20 protein-coding genes are annotated in these 21,874 nt (G+C 64.0%); 1 reads left to right on the top strand and 19 read right to left on the bottom strand.

Features of this window, described 5'->3' with window-relative positions; translation table 11 throughout:
- Positions 1–190: 190 nt before the first annotated feature.
- From IIB36_16480 to IIB36_16445, 8 genes are read right to left on the bottom strand one after another with little or no spacing between them, the layout of a single operon-like run.
- Positions 191–862 (bottom strand): outer membrane lipoprotein carrier protein LolA, encoded by a 672-nt coding sequence (locus IIB36_16480; GenBank protein ID MCH7533334.1) that lies wholly within the window; start codon positions 860–862, stop codon positions 191–193.
- On the bottom strand, positions 859–3,219 hold the full coding sequence (locus IIB36_16475) for a hypothetical protein (GenBank protein ID MCH7533333.1): 2,361 nt from the start codon (positions 3,217–3,219) through the stop codon (positions 859–861). Before IIB36_16475 ends, IIB36_16480 begins: the two co-directional genes overlap by 4 nt.
- Positions 3,220–3,229: 10 nt before the next feature.
- On the bottom strand, positions 3,230–3,952 hold the full coding sequence (locus IIB36_16470) for a 2-phosphosulfolactate phosphatase (protein ID MCH7533332.1): 723 nt from the start codon (positions 3,950–3,952) through the stop codon (positions 3,230–3,232).
- Positions 3,949–5,313: an acetyl-CoA carboxylase biotin carboxylase subunit gene (gene accC / locus IIB36_16465; GenBank protein MCH7533331.1), complete on the bottom strand. Its 1,365-nt coding sequence runs from the start codon at positions 5,311–5,313 to the stop codon at positions 3,949–3,951. Before accC ends, IIB36_16470 begins: the two co-directional genes overlap by 4 nt.
- A 20-nt stretch (positions 5,314–5,333) precedes the next feature.
- On the bottom strand, positions 5,334–5,810 hold the full coding sequence (accB, locus tag IIB36_16460; protein ID MCH7533330.1) for an acetyl-CoA carboxylase biotin carboxyl carrier protein: 477 nt from the start codon (positions 5,808–5,810) through the stop codon (positions 5,334–5,336).
- Complete coding sequence (gene efp, locus IIB36_16455; protein ID MCH7533329.1) at positions 5,810–6,376, bottom strand: elongation factor P; 567 nt, start codon at positions 6,374–6,376, stop codon at positions 5,810–5,812. Before efp ends, accB begins: the two co-directional genes overlap by 1 nt.
- A 42-nt stretch (positions 6,377–6,418) precedes the next feature.
- Positions 6,419–6,871: a type II 3-dehydroquinate dehydratase gene (aroQ, locus tag IIB36_16450; GenBank protein ID MCH7533328.1), complete on the bottom strand. Its 453-nt coding sequence runs from the start codon at positions 6,869–6,871 to the stop codon at positions 6,419–6,421.
- On the bottom strand, positions 6,850–7,914 hold the full coding sequence (locus tag IIB36_16445; GenBank protein MCH7533327.1) for a tetratricopeptide repeat protein: 1,065 nt from the start codon (positions 7,912–7,914) through the stop codon (positions 6,850–6,852). Before IIB36_16445 ends, aroQ begins: the two co-directional genes overlap by 22 nt.
- 256 nt (positions 7,915–8,170) lie before the next feature.
- Between IIB36_16445 and IIB36_16440 the strand changes: the two genes are divergently transcribed.
- Positions 8,171–9,991, top strand: a complete 1,821-nt coding sequence (locus tag IIB36_16440; protein ID MCH7533326.1) for a peptidylprolyl isomerase — start codon at positions 8,171–8,173, stop codon at positions 9,989–9,991.
- Between the two features lie 22 nt (positions 9,992–10,013).
- On the opposite strand, the gene IIB36_16435 is transcribed toward IIB36_16440, so the two are convergent.
- The 11 genes from IIB36_16435 to IIB36_16385 form a co-directional block, all read right to left on the bottom strand.
- Positions 10,014–10,289 (bottom strand): twin-arginine translocase TatA/TatE family subunit, encoded by a 276-nt coding sequence (locus IIB36_16435; GenBank protein MCH7533325.1) that lies wholly within the window; start codon positions 10,287–10,289, stop codon positions 10,014–10,016.
- A gap of 74 nt (positions 10,290–10,363) precedes the next feature.
- Positions 10,364–10,642 (bottom strand): hypothetical protein, encoded by a 279-nt coding sequence (locus IIB36_16430; GenBank protein MCH7533324.1) that lies wholly within the window; start codon positions 10,640–10,642, stop codon positions 10,364–10,366.
- 9 nt (positions 10,643–10,651) lie between these two features.
- Complete coding sequence (locus tag IIB36_16425) at positions 10,652–11,671, bottom strand: polyprenyl synthetase family protein (GenBank protein MCH7533323.1); 1,020 nt, start codon at positions 11,669–11,671, stop codon at positions 10,652–10,654.
- 7 nt (positions 11,672–11,678) lie between these two features.
- Positions 11,679–13,049, bottom strand: coding sequence for a tetratricopeptide repeat protein (locus IIB36_16420; GenBank protein MCH7533322.1), 1,371 nt, complete (start codon positions 13,047–13,049; stop codon positions 11,679–11,681).
- Positions 13,046–13,987: a glutamate formimidoyltransferase gene (ftcD, locus tag IIB36_16415; protein MCH7533321.1), complete on the bottom strand. Its 942-nt coding sequence runs from the start codon at positions 13,985–13,987 to the stop codon at positions 13,046–13,048. Before ftcD ends, IIB36_16420 begins: the two co-directional genes overlap by 4 nt.
- 444 nt (positions 13,988–14,431) lie before the next feature.
- Positions 14,432–15,559 carry a hypothetical protein gene (locus tag IIB36_16410; protein ID MCH7533320.1) on the bottom strand — a complete coding sequence of 376 codons (1,128 nt, stop codon included), beginning with the start codon at positions 15,557–15,559 and terminating at the stop codon, positions 14,432–14,434.
- Positions 15,560–15,996: 437 nt separating this feature from the next.
- Entirely contained in the window at positions 15,997–18,879 is a 2,883-nt protein-coding gene (locus IIB36_16405) for an LPS-assembly protein LptD (GenBank protein MCH7533319.1), read from the bottom strand.
- Positions 18,876–19,685 (bottom strand): twin-arginine translocase subunit TatC, encoded by an 810-nt coding sequence (gene tatC, locus IIB36_16400; protein ID MCH7533318.1) that lies wholly within the window; start codon positions 19,683–19,685, stop codon positions 18,876–18,878. Before tatC ends, IIB36_16405 begins: the two co-directional genes overlap by 4 nt.
- Before the next feature lie 44 nt (positions 19,686–19,729).
- Complete coding sequence (nrdR, locus tag IIB36_16395; protein ID MCH7533317.1) at positions 19,730–20,227, bottom strand: transcriptional repressor NrdR; 498 nt, start codon at positions 20,225–20,227, stop codon at positions 19,730–19,732.
- Between the two features lie 76 nt (positions 20,228–20,303).
- Positions 20,304–21,092: a tol-pal system protein YbgF gene (ybgF, locus tag IIB36_16390; protein ID MCH7533316.1), complete on the bottom strand. Its 789-nt coding sequence runs from the start codon at positions 21,090–21,092 to the stop codon at positions 20,304–20,306.
- A 57-nt stretch (positions 21,093–21,149) separates the two neighbouring features.
- Complete coding sequence (locus tag IIB36_16385) at positions 21,150–21,737, bottom strand: OmpA family protein (GenBank protein ID MCH7533315.1); 588 nt, start codon at positions 21,735–21,737, stop codon at positions 21,150–21,152.
- Positions 21,738–21,874 lie beyond the last annotated feature (137 nt).

Raw genomic sequence — 21,874 nt, 5'->3', positions numbered from 1 at the left:
CCAACGCTTTCGCGTCGGTGCCCGCGCGGTTGATCCATCGTCTCTCCTCGTCGGACCACCGCCTTCGGCGGCGGTGCCCGCTCGGCTACGACTCCTCGTCGTTCCTTGCCTGAACGCGCGCAAGCACGGGGCACCCGCGCCGTCAGGCGTGGGTCGCGCGGCCCACCCCCCTTTCCGATCACCCTTCTAGTCATCTGGAAATGACCTGGGCGCCGGGCGGCGGCGTGAACGTGAACCAGTCGTCGTCCAACGCAATCGGGTCGAGATCAATGCGCTCGAGCGTGATCGTCCGCACGGTACCGTTCTCGTCCTCGATGCGGACCTGACGGAGTACGGGCTCTTGCTGGTCGATCCAGATCACCGCCGCCTCGTACGAGGATCGGGCGCGCGGGACCAGTCGCAGGCGGTGCGTCTTGTGTCCCGCGACTTCGTCCAGCGCCTCGTATGTGACATCGTACTTGGTGGCCGGATCCTCCAGGAACTCTTTGTGGAGGTCGTAGGCCCCGGCGCCATCCGCCATCGCGAACCTGATGACCTGTTTCGGGTCTAGGCTCGGGTAGTACAGCCAGATCCACTCTCCATCGACGACCACGAGGTCACCTTCAGGGTCGGAGAACCGCATCGCGAACTTGTTCGGGCGCGCCTGACACATCTGCCCGGTCCCTGTCCGCTCATCGCCGAGCAACGGGACGGAAAGGTGCTGTGTGAAGTCCGCACAGAACCGGGTTACGCCCTCGTAGAACGCAGCGGTCTCCTCGAGCAGGGAGAGCGGCTCCACCACTTGCGCAAGAGCCGACTGCGGGCCCATGCCGACGATCGACAGGGCCAGTCCGCCCACCCATGCGACTCTACCGTGCATCAATCACCGCCCCCGCGCATGAGCGCTCCGAGCTCGTCCAGCGACATGAGTACCTCGCGCCCCTTGGACCCATCCGAATCTCCGATCACGCCGGCATCGAAGAGCTGATCCACGATGCGGGCGGCACGGCCGTAGCCGATGCTCAGGCGTCGCTGCAACAGCGACGTCGAACCGGTCCCGTTCTGGATGCACACCTCGGCCGAAGCCTGAAAAAGTTCGTCCCAATCGCCGGCGATCTCTTCCGCGGCGATCGTGGCGTCCTCGAGTTCCTGACCGCGCAGCTCTTCGAGGATGTCTGTCTCCCGACCCGTGTCCGGGATGTCGCCCTCTCCCTGATGACGCTCGATGAGCTCCGTGTACCACCCCATGAGCCGCTCGGTGTCCTCGGTTGGCAGGTAGGCACCTTGGATCCGGACCGGTTCGCTCTCCCCTGGGGGCAGGAAGAGCATGTCTCCGTTGCCGAGCAGCGCATCGGCGCCGTTCATGTCGAGGATCGTGCGTGAGTCGGTCTTGGACGCGACCCGAAACGCGATACGCGTCGGGAAATTCGCCTTGATGAGACCGGTGATGACGTTCACGGAAGGACGCTGGGTAGCGACGATGAGGTGGATGCCGATCGCGCGCGCCTTTTGGGCGAGCTGGGTGAGCGGCTTCTCGACCTCGCTCTGTACCGTCATCATGAGATCCGCGAGCTCGTCCACGACCACGACGATGAACGGCAGGACTCCGTCGTTGTAGATCCAGCGGTTCTCATCCCCCTCCGGGCCCCTCGGATCGGAACGCTTCACCGTGACCCCGTCCCGAACCTTCTTGTTGAACTCGCCGATCGAACGCACGTAGTTCGCCTTGAGCAGCGCATAACGGCGTTCCATCTCGTTCACCGCCCATTTCAGTACCCCGGCGGCATCCCGCGGGTCGGTGACGACACTGTGTCTGAGGTGGGGGAGCCGCGCGTAGACCGACAGCTCGACCATTTTCGGGTCGATCATCAGCAAGCGTAGTGTCTCCGGCGTGTGCCGGTACACGAGGCTCGTGACGATCGTGTTGAGGCACACCGACTTGCCGGCCCCGGTCGTGCCCGCGATAAGCACGTGCGGCATCTTCTCGAGATTGGCGACATATGGCCGGCCGTTCAAGTCTTTGCCCAGCGCCAGAGGCAGTTCTCCCTTCGCCTGCTTGAACTCCGGAGCCTCGAGGATGTTACGCAGGTTCACGATCTCGGCCTGAGGGTTGGGAATCTCGACACCGATGGCGCCGCGGCCGGGAATCGGCGCGACGATGCGGATGCTCTTCGCCTTCATCGCGAGCGCCAGATCCGCTTCAAGGTTCGCGATCTGATTCACTTTCACACCTGCCGACGGAATGACCTCGAATTGCGTGACCATCGGGCCAGTCGTTCGCTCGCCGAGCGTGCACTCCACGTTGAACGTCCTCAGCTTCTCGATCAGCACGCGGCCAAGCTCGTCCAGCCGCCGATCCATGCTGTAGTCGTCCCGAGCATCGGGCTCCGAGAGCAGATCCATAGGCGGGACCTCGTGCTCGATTTCCCTCTCGGCGTCGGGGTCTGCGAGATCCAAGCCGCCTTCGGACTCGTCGGCTTCGCCTTCGTCCTTCCACTCGACGGCTTCTTCCCGCTCGCCCGCGTCCTCCTCCAGCTCGTCCTCGACCTCATAAGCCTCGTGCCCGTCGGCCTCGTGTTCGTCGGCCTCGTTTGGCGACTCCATCCATTCCGGTTCGAATCCGGGCACCGGCTCCGCCTCCGCCGCGGCCCGCTCTGTCGCTGCTTGCGCCCGCGCTTCGGCGAGCTCCTTGCTCTTGTCCGCGAGCACTCTAGCGGTACGACCCGCTGCTTCACCCCCCGCCACCACACCCCTGCCGACAGAGCCCAAGGGGTTCCAGCCAAGCGTCCCGACCGAGAGCGCGATGACGCCGGCGCCGAGGAGCAGCAGCGTGCCGATGACCCCGATGAGATCGACCAACGGGCCTCCGAGCGCCGAGCCGAGCCACCCGGCGGCGCTCTCCGGCCCATCCAGCAGCACCCACGTCGCAACGGGACTGAGGAAGAGCAGGCCAGCCGCAAGCACGGAGAGCCTCGACGTCCAGTCCTCCGAGATCCAACCGCCGACGCGGAGACCACCAAAGCTCAGAAGCGCCGGCACGATGAACGCCGACGCGCCGAAGAACGCCTTCAGGAGGGTGCCGAGCGTGGCTCCGAGCGGCCCCACGATGTTGCCCGAGGGGAACCACTCTCCTCCGCGCCCGCCGATGATCGCCACGGGGAACAGAGACAAGAGGACGAAAAGCGCGAGGGCCAGGAGCCCTACCGCGAGAATCTCCTGTTTCTGCTCCCGAGTCAGCATGTCGGCGTTATCAAGCTCCCGACAAGGTAATGGCCTGATCGCGCATCATAGGCACGATGTCATGCCGGTCGACTTCTCCGCAAAGCTCCAGATCCCCAGCCAACCCGATGTCCGCGAGGGCACGGCCTGCGCTGATGCCTTCCAGGAACGCCCGGTCCGGGTTGAGCTCCTCTGCAAGCGCTTGCGCCGCGCGGGCGGCGTCGTTGAGTTCGAGCGTGCCAATTCCGCCCTCGATCACTCGACGGATCAGGTGCCCGGCGCACAACGCATCGTCGATCGAGAATCGGTCCTCCTGCCCTGCGCATAGCACTGCCAGCGTTTCGTCGATCGCCACCGCGGCGGCGACGGCGCCGAGGTTTGTGAAAGCACACACGAGCACGCGTTGCGCCTCCGACGCGGAGGAAAAAACCCGTGTGCCGTTCGGAGTGCTCATCACGAGTTTCTTGCCATCGACGACCGCCGCCGTGAACTCGGCCGGTGAGTTCCCCAGATCGAAGCCATCGACCTTTACACCCTTGCGCTCGCCGCACAGGAGCGTGTCCTCCCGCCCCAAGGACGCGGCGAGCTTCGCGGCGTCTTCGGCGGAGGTGGTGGGGTAGACGCCAACAGCTCCGTTCGCGAGCGCCTCTACGATCGAGGTCGTGGCCCGCAGGACGTTGATCACCACAGCGGTCGCGTCGACTAGCGCCCCTGAATCGACTTCAGCGCGCGTGAAGTGGACATCGACTCTCATGCGTCGGCTTCGTCCTCGGCCATCATGCGTGCGACAAACCCCGTATCCACCTCACCCCTCACGAACGCCTCGTCGACGACGATTCGCCGCAGGAACGGCAGAGTGGTCGGGATTCCCTCGATGATGAAGTGATCCAACACGTGCCGGGCCCGGACAATCGCCTCCGCGCGCGTCGCACCGCTCACGATCAGCTTTGCGATCAACGAGTCGTAGTGCGGTGGCACCTTGTATCCCGCATATACGTGCGTGTCGAGCCGAACACCGGGTCCGCCAGGCGGATGGAACGTCTCGATCGTACCCGGCGATGGTGCAAAGTCGCGCGCGGGGTCCTCGGCATTGATCCGGAATTCGATCGCATGACCGCGGTGCTGGAAGCCAGCGCCGTTCATGCGGAACGAGATAGGCTCCCCCGCCGCGATGCGGATCTGCTCCCGCACGAGGTCGAAGCCCGTCGTGACCTCGGTCACCGGATGCTCGACCTGGATCCGAGTGTTCATCTCCATGAAGAAGAACGAGCCGTCCTGATCGAGCAAGAATTCGATGGTGCCTGCACCTACGTAGTCGATGGCCTTCGCCGCGAGCACCGCCGCCTCACCCATCTGCTCGCGGAGTTCGGGCGTCAGCGCCGGAGACGGCGCCTCCTCCAGCAGCTTCTGGTAACGGCGCTGAATCGAGCACTCGCGCTCCCCGAGATGAACGACGGTGCCGAGCGTGTCGCCAAAGACCTGGAACTCCACATGTCGCGGCCGGACGATGCACCGCTCTAGGTAGACGCCTGGATCGCCGAAACTGACCTCCGCCTCGGTCTGCGCCGCGAGCAACTGCTTCTCGAAGGACTCCGCGTCCTGGGCGATGCGCATTCCTTTGCCACCGCCGCCGGCCGACGCTTTGATCATGATCGGGAAGCCGATTTCTTCGGCGACGGCTTTGGCCTCTGCCACATCGTCGATGATGCCGTCCGAGCCCGGAACGGTGGGCACTCCACTCGCCATCATCGTCCTGCGAGCCCTCGCCTTGTCGCCCATCGAGCTGATCTGGTCCGGCGTCGGCCCGATAAACGTCAGATCGGAGCGGGCACAGATCTCGCTGAACTCGGCGTTTTCCGCGAGGAAGCCGTAGCCAGGGTGGATTGCCTCCGAGCCCGTGATCTCGGCCGCCGCAATGATGCGCGGGATATTGAGATAGCTGTCACTGGCCGGCGCCTTGCCGATACACACGTCTTCGTCCGCGAAGCGAACGTGAAGCGACTCCCGATCCGCTTCGGAGTATACGGCGACCGTCTGCACACCGAGCTCCTGACACGCCCGAATGATACGGAGTGCGATTTCGCCGCGATTGGCGATGAGGACTTTTTTGAACAAGAGGGTCTCTCTGGCCGCGCTCAGGCCGGGTCGACGCGGAACAGCACCTGCCCATACTCCACGGGCTGCGCGTTCTCGACGCAGATCTCGACGATGGCGCCTTTTACCTCGCACTCGAGCTCGTTCATGAGCTTCATCGCTTCGATGATGCACAGGGTGTCACCCGGCGCAACATCCGTGCCGGTATCGACATAGGGCGGCGCATCCGGCGCCGGCCCCCGGTAGAACGTGCCCACCATCGGCGACTCGATGTCGATCAGGTTGCTCGAGACCTGCGGAGGTTCAGCCGACGGAGCCGCCGCTTCCGCAGAAGTGGCCGGCACCATTCCCGGCATGGGAGCCACAAGCGACTGAACCGGAGCGTGCGGCGTAACCACCGTCGGCTGCCGAGGCGTCTTCGCCAGGCTCACGCGAGTGCCGCCCCGCTCGATCTCGAGCGAATCGATGCTGCTTTCGTCGAGCGCCTTGATCAGCCGCTCGAGGAAATCGAGATCCATCATGCGTTTACTCTGGACATGTACTTGTCCTCTCGGCGATCGATTCTCAGCACATCGCCTTCTTCGACGAAGAGCGGGACCTGGATCTCGGCCCCGGTCTCGAGGACGGCGGGCTTGGTGGCCCCCTGTGCCGTGTCACCCTTGAAGCCCGGATCGGTGTTGGTCACCTCGAGCTCCACGAAATTCGGGAGCTCGACGCTGATGACCTTGTCATCGTGCACGAGCCCCTCGCACGCCATGTTCTCCTTGAGGTACTTGAGCTGATCCTCGCCGAGCAGATCCGCAGCAATCGGGATCATATCGTAGCTGTTGACGTCCATGAAGTAGTACAGGTCTCCATCCATATAGCTGTAGTTCACGGGCCGCCGCTCGAGCCGAACGTCGTTGACCTTCTCACCCGCACGAAACGTCTTCTCGACGACCGCGCCCGAGAGGACGTTCTTGAGCTTGGTGCGCACGAATGCGCCGCCTTTCCCCGGCTTCACATGCTGGAAGTACGCAATCGCCCACAGATCTCCCTCGATCTCGAGAACCATTCCGTTACGGAAATCCGCTGTGCTCGCCATGCAACCTCGTGTCCTGAAAACATTGATGTTCGTGAAGACGGGCTAGCCGCGGGCGCGTGCCACTAGGCCCCGAAGCCCAAGAAGATAGCTCTGGACACCGAAGCCAAGAACCACACCGGACGCTACAGGTGCCAGGTAGGAGTGCCGCCGGAAACGCTCGCGACCCGCCGTGTTGGAGAGATGAACCTCGACGAATGGGCGCTCAACACCCGTGAGCACATCGCGCAAGGCGATCGACGTATGCGTGTACGCGCCGGGGTTGATCAAGAAAGCTTCGACGCGCGACGCGGCGTCCTCGATGAAGTCGAGCAACTCCCCCTCGTGGTTCGACTGGAACGTCTCCAGTTCGACGCCCAGCTCGTCTGCCAACTCAGCGAGCATGCGGTTCACGTCCTCCAGCGTCTCGGTGCCGTAGACCTCCGGCTCCCGCCGGCCAAGCAGCCTAAGGTTGGGACCGTGCACTACTCCAATTCTCACGACTCCTCCGGCTCCGATGCGTGCCCGTAGCTCAGTAGGTCATCAAAGAATCGCCCGATAGACGGGCCGTCGACGACGTCGCCCTGCTCCTCGCTCACCTCTTCGGCCCAGGCGAACGGGGTGTCGACCTCATGCTCGGCATCCCCGCTTGCAGCGAGGTCGCGGGCGAGCGTCTCAACCTCGCCATCGTCGCTCTCGTCAGCTTCGGGCGCCTGCTCGACGGCTTGCGGATGGGGAGTGTGTGCCCCGGTCTCCCCGCTTGCGACGTCGGTCTCTTGGTCCCCGGCCCTTAGCTCCTCGAGACGCGCCCGTAACCCCGCGTCGTCGGGGGAGGCGCCGACCAGGTGCTGGTACACGTCGATCGCCCGATCGGTGAGGCCCTGAGTCACGTACAGCTCAGCCATCGTTCGCGTCTGGATCTGCTCGGCAGCTTCGTCTGGCGCGGGCTCGTCCGGCGCCAGCGCGCCGAAGTCGAAGACCTTCTCCTCGACCGCCTCCGGCTCATCCGGTGCCAGCGCACCGAAGTCGAAGACTTCTTCTTCCCCGTCCAGGACCCCGCCGAGCGTGAACGGATCGAACTCGACAACGTCTTCTTGGGCCTCGGGCTCCTCGGGGGCGAAGGCCTCGGAGGAGAGCACCGCCTCCTCGACGGCGGACGAATCGTCTGAGGGCATCTCGTCCTCGGAGGGCTCGGGCTCGAGAGTCGCTAGCTGCTCTCGCACCTTCGCGGCTTCTACCGCCTCCCCCTCCTCGTCCAGCGCCCGGACCAGCAACCGTAGTGCGTCCACGTTCTCGGGATCGAGATCGAGCACCCGGCGAGCCGCAATCTCGGCCTCTGTGAAGAGACCCTGCTCCACGTACAGCCGGGCCGCGACGACGTGCCCCGGCGTGAAATCCGGATGCCGGTCCATGCCGTCCCCGAGCAGCTCGAGCGCCTGCTTGGTGTCGCCGGCTCGTCGATACGCGTCGGCGAGTGGCGCGAAGCCGCGGCCATCCGGGTCACGGTCCGACCAGAACAAAGAACGTAGGGTGCGGATTTCCCCTTCGAGCGATTCGGTCACGGTGACTCCGAAAACGGGATGGGATGGGGGATTCGTCAGGGGCTACGAGGCCGCCCAAAGATACGGAGCCGTTGGAAATAGTGTCAACGAAAGGGGAACTGCCGAGCGTCCTCAACGTATCGGAATACGGCCGTCTGGGCACTCACGCTCCGTTGAGAGCGGGTCCACGAGCCGTTATCCTTTTTGGGTTCTTTTTCAGCATTTTCCGAACTCTTAAGCTTGGGTCGTAGGAGAGACGCCGTCTATGATGGCTCAAATGCGGAACGCGACGAAGCCGATCATGATCGCGGTAGCGGTCGCGTTCGTCGGTCTCATGGTGTTCACGTGGGGCATGGATATTACTGGGCAGAGCTCCGGTGGCTTCGGCGAAATCGGCCGTGTCAACGGGGATGCGGTCACGTACGACGACTGGAGCGCGACCTTCCAGAATCTCCGCGACCAGATCCAGCGATCTCAGGAACAGCCTCTCACATCTCAGCAGGTCAAAGAGATTGAAGACGCTGCGTTCGACGAGGTGGTGAACCAGCTTCTCATCCGGCAGGAGCTGCGCCGCAGAGGCATCAAGGTCACGGACCAGGAGATCATCCAGGCCGCTCAGCTCAGCCCCCCCGCGGACCTTCGGCCTCAATTCACGTCGGAGGAGACGGGCCAGTTCGACATCACGGGTTATCAGACCTTCCTCGCCTCTCTCCCGAACGACCAGCGCTTGCTGCTCGAGGCATATTACCGGGACGTGATCCCGCGCGGAAAGCTGCTCCGGCAGGTCTCGAGCGGGATCTACCTCTCGGACGCCGAACTCTGGCAACGCTTCCGCGATCAGAACGAGCAGGTCGAAATCCGCTTCGTGGCGCTGGATCCGGCCACGCGGTACGAGGACAACGACTTCGAGATCTCAGACGGCGACATAGAGGCGTACTATCGGGCCAAGCAAGAAGAATTCGCCGTACCCGCGCGCGCTTCGGTCAGGGTCGTCGTGCTCGGCAAGACCCCTACCGCGGCGGATTCCGTGGCTGCCGGCGAGACCGCGGCGGCGGTGCGCCAGGAGATCCTCGACGGCGCCGACTTCGCCGAAGTCGCGCAGAGGGAGTCCGCGGATGAGGGTTCGGCTGCGCTCGGCGGAGAGCTCGGGGTCTTCCCGAAAGGGCGCATGATCGGCGCCTTCGACAGCACGGTCTTCGCGGCTCCGCTCAATACGGTCGGCGAGCCGGTGCGTACTGCGTTCGGGTACCACATCATCGAGGTACTGGACCGCTGGGGCGTCGACAGCGTCCAGGCGCGCCATGTGCTGATCCCCTTCGAGCGCACCGACGACAGCGAGATCGCGCTGCTCATGCTGGCCGACTCGCTCGAGGACATGGGGGAGGTGATGCCGCTGGAGGAGGCGGCCGCCAACGTGGGCCTCGAGGTCACTACGGTGGACCTCGCCGAGAACTTCCCCTTCGTGGGGGGCGCGGGGCAGATCTCTGAAGGAGCGGACTGGGCGTTCCTGGAAGGTGAGCCCGGTGATGTGAGCCCGGTCTTCGAGACCGACCAGGCGTTCTACGCGCTCGAGCTCATCAGTACCACCCCCGAAGGTGTGCTGCCGCTGGAGGCCGCCCGAGTCGCGATCGAGTCGACGCTCCGCTTCGATCGGAAGATGGAACAGGCCATCATGGACGGTCAGGCCATGTTGGAGCGCATCGCCGCGGGGGAAGATCTCACCCAGGTCGCCGAAGACGTCGGCCTCCAGGTGGACGCGCCGACTCCGTTCACACGCAACCAATTCGTACCCCGGCTCGGACGGCAGAATGCGGCGATCGGAGCTTCGTTCGGACTCCAGCCCGGCCAGATCAGTGAGGTCGTCACCACGCCCGCGAACGCGTTCATCATCGAGCAAGTGAGCTATGCGGAGGCAGACTCCGCGGCATGGCTCGGGCAAACGATCCAGCAACGGCAGACGCAGGCGGCGATTCTACAGCAGACACGCCTCCAGGTGTGGATGGCCGCGCTACGGGCTGCGGCGCGTATCGTCGACCGCCGAGCCGAGGTCTTCGCTCCGCAGGATGAGGACTTCGTCCAGTTTCCGACGGTATTCTAGAGCATTCACCATCCTGTCGGCCTCAGTCCTGGTCGCTCAGGCTCCGCGGTTCGCCGTCATCGTCTCCCTTTTCGTCTTCGTCGTCCTGCTGGGCAGGAGTGGGAGGAGGGGACGACCGGTGAATCTGGCGATCGGGAGCCTTGAACTCGTTCTCGATCTCCCGCACCGAGCTCTTGAACTCCCGAATGCCCTTCCCGAGGGCCGAGCCGATCTCCGGAAGCTTCTTGGCTCCAAACAGCAGCAAGATCACGAGGAAGATGAAGATCATCTCCCACATTCCGAATCCGCCTAAACCCATCTCTCAAGTCCTCCAGAGGGTTCGTGACCCGCGTTCTTTGTCCATCCAGTTGGTTCCCCGTTCTCGTCCGATTCTCAGATCAAAGAGCGGACAATCAGCGCAACAATCAAGATCCCGACCAGCGCCAACACGTTCAGGGTAACAGAGATCGGGCCCACCGTGAACGCCACCACCACGAGATCGATCGAGAGCGGTCCTATCGATGCATCGACTGCCGTCACGAGAAAGTCCCTCGCCGCGCTCTCTGGGAGGAACAGCTCGGAAAGCTTCGTGAGCAGCCCCCCAAGGGTAAGGCCCAACACCAAAGTCCACGTGAAGCGGATGAGGCCACGTCGTCGGGTGTCAACGAGCATACACGTCCCTCATCGCTTGCGATCCACCACGTAGGCCACGGCGTCGTATAGGGCATCCACCGCGGGGCCCTCCGTGAGGCCCGTCAGCGACGCCCGGGCGAGACGGGCGTAGTAGTCGGCTCGGCCCCTGGCATACTCGAGTCCACCCCTTTCCGTGACGATTCCGATGACCTGCCGGATCTCGTCGTCAGAGGGAGCGACCCGAGTGAAGAAGGTTCGAATCTCGCGCTCTTCCGCCTCGGTGGCGCTCGCCAACGCGCCGACGAGCGGTAACGTAACCTTGTGCTCCCGAAGATCTTGTCCCCTCGGCTTTCCGGTGACGGCTTCGGAACCGGTGTAGTCGAGCAGGTCGTCCACGATCTGGAACGCCATCCCGAGATTGTGGCCGAAGCGCGCCAACTGCTCCCTGGACTTTGCTTCGCCAGCGAGCGAGCCCATTTCACACGAAGCCGACATGAGCGACGCAGTCTTCGCTGCGATGAGCCGGTAGTAGTCCTGCTCGGTGAAGTCGAGCGCGTCGTACGAGGTGAGCTGCCGCATCTCACCGACTGACATCTCGTTGGCGGCCCCTGCCAACACCGCGAGCGCATCCAGGTTGCCGAGTTGGGCGAGTTCGGTGACGGCGCGCGAATACAGATAGTCGCCCATGATGATGGCGACCTGATGAGTCCACAGGGCGTTCACGGTCGGCAGCCCGCGACGGAGCACGGAGTGGTCGACCGCGTCGTCGTGAACCAGCGTCGCGAGGTGCACGAGCTCTACAACCGCCGCGAGCGTACGGGAATCGTCGTGGGGCTCTCCGCCGACACGACTCGAAAGCAGGAGAAGCGTGGGACGGAACAGCTTTCCCTGGAGGAAGAGGAGGTGCTCGTTGACCTCTTCGATCATGTCGAAGTCGGAGAGCACGATTCGGCGAAGCTCCGAGCCGACTTGGTCCAACTCCGAGCGCACAGGCGCCTGGATCGCGGAGAGGGCTGACGCACCCCCCTGGACCGCTTGACCTACGCTGGTGTCGGTCGAGGGCTGCATCCTGCGCTCAACGTAGGTCGCCAAGCCGCTCGGTCACGTCGGCGAAATTGATATCAATGGAGAACACTTTTTCGTAGAGCTCCACTGCCCTCTCCGCCTTACCCAAATCCTCATTCGCTCGCGCGAGATAGTAGTAGATGCCCAACAATTCTTCCTCGATGTCGTACTTGACCTCGAGTGCCCGTTCGAGCGAGTGCACGGTCGCCTCGGGCCGACCCATCTCCATGAACGTGAGGCCCAACAGCTCGTATGTGGGCAGGTGGTCCGCGGAGGCACGAAGCGCAGCTTGAAATTCGCCGACCGCCTCCTCGAGAAGACCCATCTCCTTGTATGCCGTGCCGAGATCGTGGTGAGTCTGAACGTCGTCGGCGCCGAGGTTCTCGGAAACCTTGTCCTTGAACTGCGAGAGCATCTTGGCGAAGTCCGCCTGTTCATCTCCTGACGGCTCTTCATACGCAACCGTGAATCGCGTCGACTTCTCTCCGCCGTCGTCGCCGAGGACCATCGAGCCCAGATCAATGTAGTCCTCGCTCGCCGCAGCCTCTTGAACGGCTTCCTCTGCCTCCGATGCATCCTCCTCCTCCGGGGCGGGTGCGGCGTCGCCTGGTTCATCGCTCACGTCGAACGTCGGAAGCTCACGGCCGTTATCCGACTCCTGATCATCGGAGTCACCGATCGCGATGTCCGAGAAGTGCCCCATCAGATCGTCCGCATCGGACAGCCCATCACCGTCGAGCTCGGCACTCGTCATCACGGGGAGCCCACCGACGTCGGTGCTGGCGTCGAGCTCGCGGATCTTGGCCTCGACGGCGCTCGCCTCGTCGGCCGCACCCTTGGCTATCAAGTGGCGATACGCGGTCGAGAGTTGCACTACGGCATCGTCCTTTCGGTCGTGTGACGCCATCTGGTCGGCGACCATCATCCGGATGTCGATGTCGTCCGGAGCCAGATCGCAGAACTCCACGAGCGCCCGGAACGACTCGTCCAGATCGCCCGCCTGCTGCATCCGCTCGGCATACGTGAGGAAGTTTGCGCGCGCGTCCGGCAGAAAGCCTTGTTCTGCACGGATCTGGCCCATCTTCAGATAGGCACTGTGCCGATCGGGCACGTTGCGAATGATCTTCTTACAGACCGCGATCGCGTTGTTGGGGAGGAACGTCTCCAAATAGAGGTCGACCGACTGCTCGAAGTGCTCGACCGCGGCATCAAGGTTGCCGACGCGCACGTAGAGGTCCCCTACGCGGTTGTACAGGCCGATATCCGGCTGCTCCTCTTTGGCCAGCTTCATGATCGCCAGCCCGTACTGATCCAGAGCCTCCTGCCACTCTTCCCGCTGCTCATGGCGTCGGGCCTGTTCTTTGAGCGTCTCAATGCTCATATCGCATCGTCCGAAGTCTGCCTTCCGGTGTCCAGACGTCCCTGCACGTGCATCCTGACACGGTGGGACAAAACGCGGGCTGGTTCCAGGTCAAGAATGTGTAATCTGTCCTGCCCCGCCGGAAGCACAAGGGCATCCGGAATCATGCCAACCACTTGGGTTTCAACGACATCCCCACCCCACGCGTGTACCGCCTTTTCTATGGCTGAGAAGACAGCGAGCGGTGGTGTTTCGTCAGGATCCTCGAGGTTCATCGAGATCTGGACGCGGTCCTGCGATGCGAGATGGAGTCCCAAAGCCCTCAACCCCGCGAATCCGCCGTCTCGCTCACGGAGCTGCGAAGCGATTTCGCGGGCTTGATCACGACTGATTCCGCGCAGAAAAACGTTCCACGCGAGTAGGACTCGCCTGGCGCCGACACACGTCACCCCTGCGGTCGCATGAGGGCGTTCGGCCGACGCTGGAACTTGGGGGCGACGGTCCTCGGGGAACCCACCAGCGAAGCCTTCGAACCCGCCTCGGCGCAGCTCGGCCAGGCCACGACCGGCAGGATCGGAAGCGTATCCGTAGTAGAAGACTGGAACGCCGAGGTCGGCGATCGCGCTCCCGACGCGGTGCGCGGCGTTAACGGCGTCCACCATATCGACACCGTGCAAGGGAACCAGCGGCATCACGTCGAGCGCCCCCACACGCGGGTGAACCCCTTGATGCTCGCGCAGATCGATGTGGTCTCGCGCAAACTCCGCCGCGGCGATCGACGCACGAACCACGAGGTCGGGGTCCCCTATGTAGCTGATCACGGAGCGATGATGGTCTGGATCCGCCGACCAGTCGAGCACCTCCACTCCGGTGGCCGCGATGGTGTCCACGAGCGCACGCACCTTCGAAAGATCGCGTCCCTCGGAGAAGTTCGGCACCGCCTCGAGCACTCTGACCATGCTAGGGAGCCTCTGCACAAGTAGGGCGCGCCGCGCGACCCACGCCTTCGGCGCGGGTGCCCGATCTCGCGAGTTCAAGAGTAGGAAGGACGACGAGTCGTAGCAGGGCGGGCACCGCCGCCGAAGGCGGTGGTCCGAGGAGGAGAGACGACCTATTGGGCCGCGACCCCCCTGCGCCCAACACCATGTGTGCCATGACTAAACAGTGTGTGGGTTACGGTGGCACGGCCCCATCTCCGTCGTTGGCGCGCCTAGCCGTAGCGACGGCTATGCCGTCGTCGCACCGCGACCCGCGCCCTGCGCGGGTGCCCGCTGGAGCCGTGGCACCGTAACGCGGCGTGCCCTACTTGTGCAGAGGCTCCCCAAAGCTACAGGAAGTGAGGCCCGGACGCCGTTCGGCGCCCGGGCCTCCCCACCCAGACCAGAATCGATCCCCTCAGCCCATCACCGCCCCACCGACTCAACCAGGTCAGGGTTCCCAGCCTGGACCTGATAGGCCCAGTCGAAGATCATCAGCGCGTTGTCGTCTTGGTCGTAGCCGAGCAGATCCAGGCGAATCACACCGTAGTGGAGCTCACCGTCGTTGCCGACCACTCTCAGCACATAGCTCGCCTGCGCTTCGAGTGCCATGTCCAGGGTGACGTAACCCGACGTGGGCGCGCTCGTCACGTCGACGCATCCCGCGTCGGCCGCCACGTCGCACTTGAGAGACGTGGTCTCGAAGCCCACTGGATAGATCGCTGACTGCGGGCCCGGAACGAGCCACCACCCCAGGTCGTCGACCTCGAGCCGGAAGTGCCGGTCCAACGACGTACCACTCATGATCGGGTTGGTGTTCTCGTCCTCCGAGAAGCGGAAGCCCGAAAGCGCGGGCTGACTGAAGTGGTCGTACAACCACTCGCCGTGGAAGTCAGGCCGGGGAGTGCCCTCAGCGGTCGAGCTCGCGGAGCTCTCGTGACCGTCCGTGTCCACGGCGGTGGCAAAGTACGTGTACGTCGCACCGTTCTCGGCGAGTAAGTCCAGGAAGCCCTCAGAGTCCGTCTCACCGAGCAAGAACTCGGTGCCGGTTCCGTCGTCGAGATAGACTTTGTAGTGCGAGAAGTCCTCGGCCTCGCGCGATCCGTTGCCCCACGCCAGGTAGTTGGCGTTGTCGAGCGCGATCACTCGGAAGGCATTGGGCGCCGGAGGAGGGACCGCGGCAGGCACTGAGACCTCGACAGAATAGTCGCTCGCCGTCTCGATCCCGGTGTCGAAGTCCACCGCCGAGACGTAGTACTCGTAGGTCTGGCCCTCGAGCACGTTCGCGTCCTCGTACGAGCAGAGCCCGAAGGCGCAGCTCGTCACCTCGGCGATCAAGAAGTAATCAGCGTCGGTGACGCGGCGGGAGTACACGCGAAAGGCCTCCCCATTCCAAGCTGGGGCTAGCCCCCAGCTCACCGTCACCACACCGGCGTAGTAGCTCGCCTCGACATCGCGGGGAGCCGCTGGCGCATCCACACCAAATATGAAGTCATCGTCGCAGCCCACCAGGGCCAGCATCATCACCAGAGATCCCACCGCCACGCGTCTCATCGTCCACTCTCCCATTCGACTCAGCGACCCACCGTCCTCCAAGCAGCCCACCGTACGACTGTCGACAAGTCAGAATGCATCCCTCATGCCAAAACGTAACCCGTTGTCACACAATGCTTTAGGAGAATTCGAGCAAAGCGAGAACGTCCCCCCACGAGGACACTCCTGCAAACCCCAAAGACACACCACACCGCAAACGACCCCGAAGCCCGCCCGCCAAAGTGCTCAATGGTCCGCGGAACCATCGCCGGAGAGAGCAGCCGAGTCGGGGGTGCCGCGAGACACGGCGCTCGCAGCGGCGTTGGATCGGCGTCGAGGAAGCCCCGAACCAGCGCCCCCGGCGAACCAAGACGAAGGGCCCGAACCCCGAGCCCCCCTACCGATCCCCAGAGCGAAGAGCGGCGTGTCTCGCGGCACCCCCGATCACCACAAGAGAGCTAGAAGCGTCGGCTCCGCGGAAACCCCGCGTCCAGGTTCCGTTGCCTGTAGTCGAACTTCAAGTCGCGGTTGTCCAACAGCGATACTTCGAACCGAAACGACCAATTCCCCGTCGCGGTCTGCAGGAAGTCGAAGTTCGCTTGCCAGCGGTGGAGGTCCCGGCTGAGCCGGATCGTGTGGTCGTTGAACGCGCCACGCTCGAGGTCGTAGGCGGTCCGCCAGCTCAAATCCCAATTCTCAGTCGGGCGCATCGTTACCGTTCCGGTCAGCATCTGGCTGACTGGCCGCCCGTCTCCGCGGGGACGATGTAGCGAGTACGAAAGGTTCGCATTCCACCCGCCCCCCGATCCACGCGAGCGCGTCGCAGTTGGGGTCGGTCTGCCGCTCGCGCCGACGCCCGGTATTATCGAGGACTCGTCCGTGGGGCCTGTGGCCAGGAACGGATCGACGATCTCGGGCTCCTCAACGGGTTCGCGGGCATCTCCGCCCCCTCCTCCGGTCACGGCCCTGAGCCAGCGGAAGATCGACGAACTCGAGCCGAGCGAGAACGAGAAGTTCACCTGCGAGAGGTGGGGGGCGAACTCACGCTGGAGCTCGCCCTCGACCTGGGTGTCCTTGAAGAGCTCGTGATCCATCGAAACCGAGAGTCCGCGGAGGTAGTCCGAGGAGATCTGATTGGAGAGCCGGGTCGTTTGGAACCCTGACAGGAAGCTGCCGATCGAGTCGGCCTCCACGAAGTCGTAGCGCACCACGCTGGTGCGCAAAGCGAGCAAGGTGACCGGGGGAACCGACTGGACGCCACGAGGGCCGTCCGGGTCGGTGCCGGACGCAGTCAATAATCCGAGGGTGTCGAGCAGCGCTGGTGCCGATGCCACGGACGAGTCGCCCTCTTCCTGCCTGCGCTTTGCTTCCCATGTCTGATTCAGAGTGATCGAGACCGCGTTCTTGGGCTGGAGCGCGCGTGACCCGAAGACCTGCTGCTGAAGCTCGGTCGGCGTCGTGGACGGGCTCCACTCGTACTGGATCGAGGGAGAGAACTTGTGGCGGATCGCCTCGAACGGTCCAAAGCCCCCACCCATGCCATAGAGGTCCGTCTTCAGCGTTGCTCCGAACGCGATCCGGGAGGGCGCCGACACGAAGCTCGGCGCGAGCGAGGAGGTGTCGGCCCTGAACATCGAGCCCGACAGAGTCATCCGCGGCGTGATGGTGGTCGAGCCGACGAGCTTCTGCTGGTAATTGAGGGAGGACGACCACCTCAGGTCGCTCTGCGCAATATCCCTCGCGGGCGCCCCGGTCAGCACGGTCATGGGTGCCGTCGAATCACCGATGAGCAGCAACGCTTCCGGAACGCCGAGCGTGGCGTCCTCGCGGAGCTGGAGATTCTGCGAGATCGACAGGTTGCCGAGGCTCAAGCTGCTCCGGATCGAACCCGTCGTCTTGGCGGTGTTCGCCTGTGCGAAGCTGAACGTGTCTGGCTGAATGCGTTGCAGGGTGCGTCGCGAGAAGCTCGAGCTACCGGACCACGTCATGTTGTTGTAGAAGCGGGCGCGGTTCGGCGGAGCCTGGAAGAGTGTGATCGTGGAAAGGGAGAGGTTCGCCGAGGGCAGCGTCCACTCCGTGCGGTCGTCCGAGAGGTACTGCTTTCGGTTGGCACCCAGTGCGAGCGAACCCCAAGCGAAGCGGCGGTTGATGCCGCCTTCTGAGTCGATCGACTGGGTCACCTCGGCCGGGTTGAACGAATTCTCACGAACGAAGTCGTTGCTCGACGCATATCGGCCCGAAATGCGCATCTGGGTGCGCTCGTCGAAGTCCCATTGGTGCCGCGTGTCCAGCGCGAGCTCGGTGGAGCCGTCCTGCTTCCAATACCGCCGAAAGTTGAGGCTCCCGTCGAGAAACTGACTGTTGAAGCGATAGCGGACCGAGCTCGTGAGGCTGAGGAAGTTGTCGCTGAACCAGTCCAGAGCCATGAGCGCGTCGGAGTAGTCGCTCATCGCCCAGTAGAACCCCATGTTGCTCACGCGACGGCGGTACCCGCCGGACGTCCGTACGATATCGTTTACGCTGAAGCGCGGCGTGAGCAGGCCCGACGACCGGCCCTGCGAGAGACTCTGAGCGATGAACGGTAGCCAGAACACGGGCACGTCCGCGAAGTAGAGCCGCACCCCGCGGGCGACGAGCACCTTGCCGCCTACGATCTTGATCTCGTTGGCTTCGAAGTGGTAGTGAGGCTCCTCGATTTCGCACGAAGTGAAGTGCGCGCGGGACATGAACGTCGAATCGGCGGCCGCAAACGGCATGTCCCCGGTTACGTGCCAGCGCGCGCCACCCTCCAGAAACGTGGTCTTCGTGCCGGTGGCCGAGCCTCGGGCCTCGTTCATGTCGTAGATCATGGTGACCGCCTCGACCGGATCGCCCTGGGGTGGCGTCAAGGTCGCGTTCCCTGTCGTGCGCAGCAGGCCCGACGACTCGTCGAACAGGATCGAGGTGTCGGCCGCGATCGCGAGCCCCTCCCGCGTGACGGTCGCATGACCCTCTTCTGGCGCGATCAACAATAGGACCCGGTCCTCGGCTTCGAAGGTCGCCGAGCCGGCGTCGTACTCGGTCAGGGTGAAGCCAGGCATGCGGAGCAGAGCGGCCGCCACGGAGTCCCCCGCGGTGCCCGCGCCCGGTCGGCGACCTTCCAGCGCCGCTGCCGCGCGCAGGGAATCCTGAACGAAAAGGACGCTGTCGAAGCCAAGCGGGCGACCGAGACGCTCCAGTCGTTCTCTGATGCGGAGCCGCGTCGAGTCGACCTGCTCCTGCGCGCCTGCCGGACCGAACGCGGTCGCGAGCGCGAGCGCCGCCAGCCACAGCGCCCGGCGTGTCACTACCCGTCGGCTCACTGCGCCTCTACGGAACCCGGTGGTGGCGTTAGGTCGGCCTCGAGTTCCTTCTCACGCTGCGCCTTCCCTCGGTAGATGAGCACCGAGAGAAAGATCCCGAGCTCGTAAAGAAACACGAGCGGGACCATCATCATGACCGTGAGCATGACTACGTCACCAGGGGTGATGAAGCTCGCGACGATGGTGATGAGGACGATCGCGTGTCGTCGCTTCTTGCGGAGGAATCCGGGCGTGACCAACCCCATCATGCTGAGCACCATGATCACGATCGGGAGCTCAAAGACAAAGCCAAACGCCAGCAATAGCTTCACGATGAAGCCGAGAGTGGCGTTGATCTCGTAGTTCGCTTGGAGGGATCCCGTCTGGAACTTCTGGAAGAACTGGAGCGTTACGGGGAGCGCCGCGAAATACGCGAGCGCCATGCCCGCAATGAACAGGAGCATGCCGAGATACAGCGCAGGCACGATGAGGCGTTTCTCCCGCCGATCCAGAGCGGGCGAAAGAAACGACCACACGTGATACGCAACGATCGGGAACGCCATAATGAAGCCGGCGTAGATCGCCAACCTCAGCGTCACGAAGAAGGAGTCCGCAGGGGAGAGGTACTGTAGCTTGAGGTCGGGGTCGTCAGCCGCCGCACGCACCGGCGCGATCAGCAACTCGAGCACGTCGAGGTAGTAGACCAGAGCGAACCCGATCACCGCGCCCACGGTCACAGACAACACCGACCACAGAATGTGCCACCTGAGTTCCTCGAGGTGATCGAGGAACGGCATCTCTCCACGCAGGTTTCGCGTACTGGCCATCTATCAAGAAGGGTGATCGGAAAAGGGGGGCGCCTGCCGGCGGCTCAGAACGGAAACTCCACCTGGTTCTTCCTGAGCGCCTCGAGCTTCTGAGTAGCGGTCATTTCGTCGACGAATTCTTGAAACTCACCGGCGTCCTGGAAGTTCCGGTATACGGAGGCGAAGCGCACATATGCGACGCGATCGATCGGGCTGAGCCGCTCCATGACCAGGGCGCCGAGCTGCACGCTGGGAATTTCCAGACCTGCTTGCCGTGAGAGCCCGTCCTCGATGTCACCGACGAGCGCTTCCATCTCCGACGCCGAGACCGGGCGCTTGGCGCAAGCGATCTTCACGCTGGCGATCAGCTTGGAGCGGTCGAAGTCCTCGACCGCGCCGGAGCGCTTGAGGACCTGGACGGGACGCTCTTCGATGTACTCGTAGGTCGTGAAGCGCGCATCGCAGACCGTGCACTCCCTGCGCCTGCGCACCGCGCGGCCACCCCGGCTCGCCCGCGTATCGACAACCCGGTTCTCGGTGGCGTCACACCGCGGGCATCTCATCAGATCGAAGGAGGCCGAATGGCGCACGTCCCTTCACGGGCGCGGCGGCCCGAAGTGGTGGTCCACGCGACGGCGTTCACCGAATCTCGTCGAGCTTGTCCCCCGCGAGCTCCGCGGTGATCGTCCCGGGGTAGGTGTTCACGATGCGCTCCAACGTCTGCTCGGCGTCGTCCATGTCGTCCATCTCGATCTGGATCAGAGCGATCCTGTACAACGAATCAGGAACGCGAGCCGCCGTCGGGAACCGCGCCTGGACTTCCTGGAACGCCTCGAGCGCATCCTCGAAGTTCTCCTGCTGGTACAGGATGTCGGCCAGAAAGTAGTGCGCGTCCGGCGCGAGCTCATGGTTCGGGTGTCGCGCGAGGAACCCCTCGAACGCCTGGCGCGCTGTGTTCAGCAAACCACGCGACATCTGCTCCTGGGCCGCACGGTACAGCTCCGCCGGGTCGCCGCCACCGCCGCCCCGCACGAGCGCCTGCGTCGCATCATCGGTGGCGATCGGCGGCGGCGCTCGCTCGGCACGGCGCAGATTCGCCAGCTGGTCTCGAACGCCGGCGATGGCCTGCTGGTTCTGGCCAGCGAGCGCCTCGATCGTCGCGAGCGTCCGGCCGATCTCACGGAGCTGGCGAGTGATCTCGCCGCGGAAGTCGAAGATCTGATCGGACTGGGTGCGCACGCTGTCCTGAGTGGACAAGGTCTCCACGCGCAACTGCGTCAGCAGCGTGTCTTGCCGTGCCGCCAGCATGCGGATCTCTCTCTGCAGATCGCGAAGGTCACCCTTCGTCGCGCAGGATCCGAGCGTGACAGCGGCGGCCATCGTCAACACGACGCGGGCCGCCACAGAGCGATGCGTACGTCTCATCATATACATGGACCCCTCCCCCGGCTGTCCCGGAGGAGGGGTCCCGCAAAGGTCATGCCGTCAGTCGCCGGGGTTGATCGCGCTCGCGCCGGCGGTAAGGATGAACTCACCCCGGCGGTTCTGCGCCCAGGCGGCCTCGTTCGAGCCGCTCTCGCGTGGGCGTTGCTCCCCGAACGAGACGATAGCGAACCGACTCTCCGACAGTCCGAACCCCGTCAGGTAATCCCGAACCGCCGACGCGCGTCGGTTGCCGAGCGCCATGTTGTACTCGGTCGAACCGCGTTCGTCCGCGTGGCCCTCGATCCGCAGCTGCACGTCGGGGCTCGCCCGCAGGATGTCGACCTTTTGGCGTAGCAGCGCCTGCTGGTCGGCCCGGACTTCCGAGACGTCGTAGTCGAAGAATACAGCCTCTTCGAGTGTGGCTAGCGCCGCGGCGACCCTTTCTGCGAGGTCGGCGGCTTCGGCAATGGCAGCTGCCTCTTCAGCTTCGATGCGGCGCCGCTCAGCATCGGCCTCCGCCACGGAGTCATTGCTCAGCGAATCCTGATCCACCGGCAGCGGTCCCGGCGGGGGAGGTGGGTCACCCTTGCAGGCGCCCACGGCGAGTGTGGCGGCTAGAACCGCGACGGAGAAACGGAGGACGATCATCCCTGCTCCCGGGTTGAACCAACAGTATTGTGTTCGTGAGGGTGCCACTCCGACAGGAGTGAGCACCGCAACGAAGCTAATGTGCTTTCTCGGTTGGGAAAGACCCCATGGCATATAGGCGAAAAAGTGTGCTGGCG

The organism is Gemmatimonadota bacterium (assembly GCA_022560615.1).
Taxonomy (GTDB): Bacteria; Gemmatimonadota; Gemmatimonadetes; order Longimicrobiales; family Gaopeijiaceae; genus UBA1138.
This window is presented reverse-complemented; position numbering and strand designations above follow the sequence as displayed.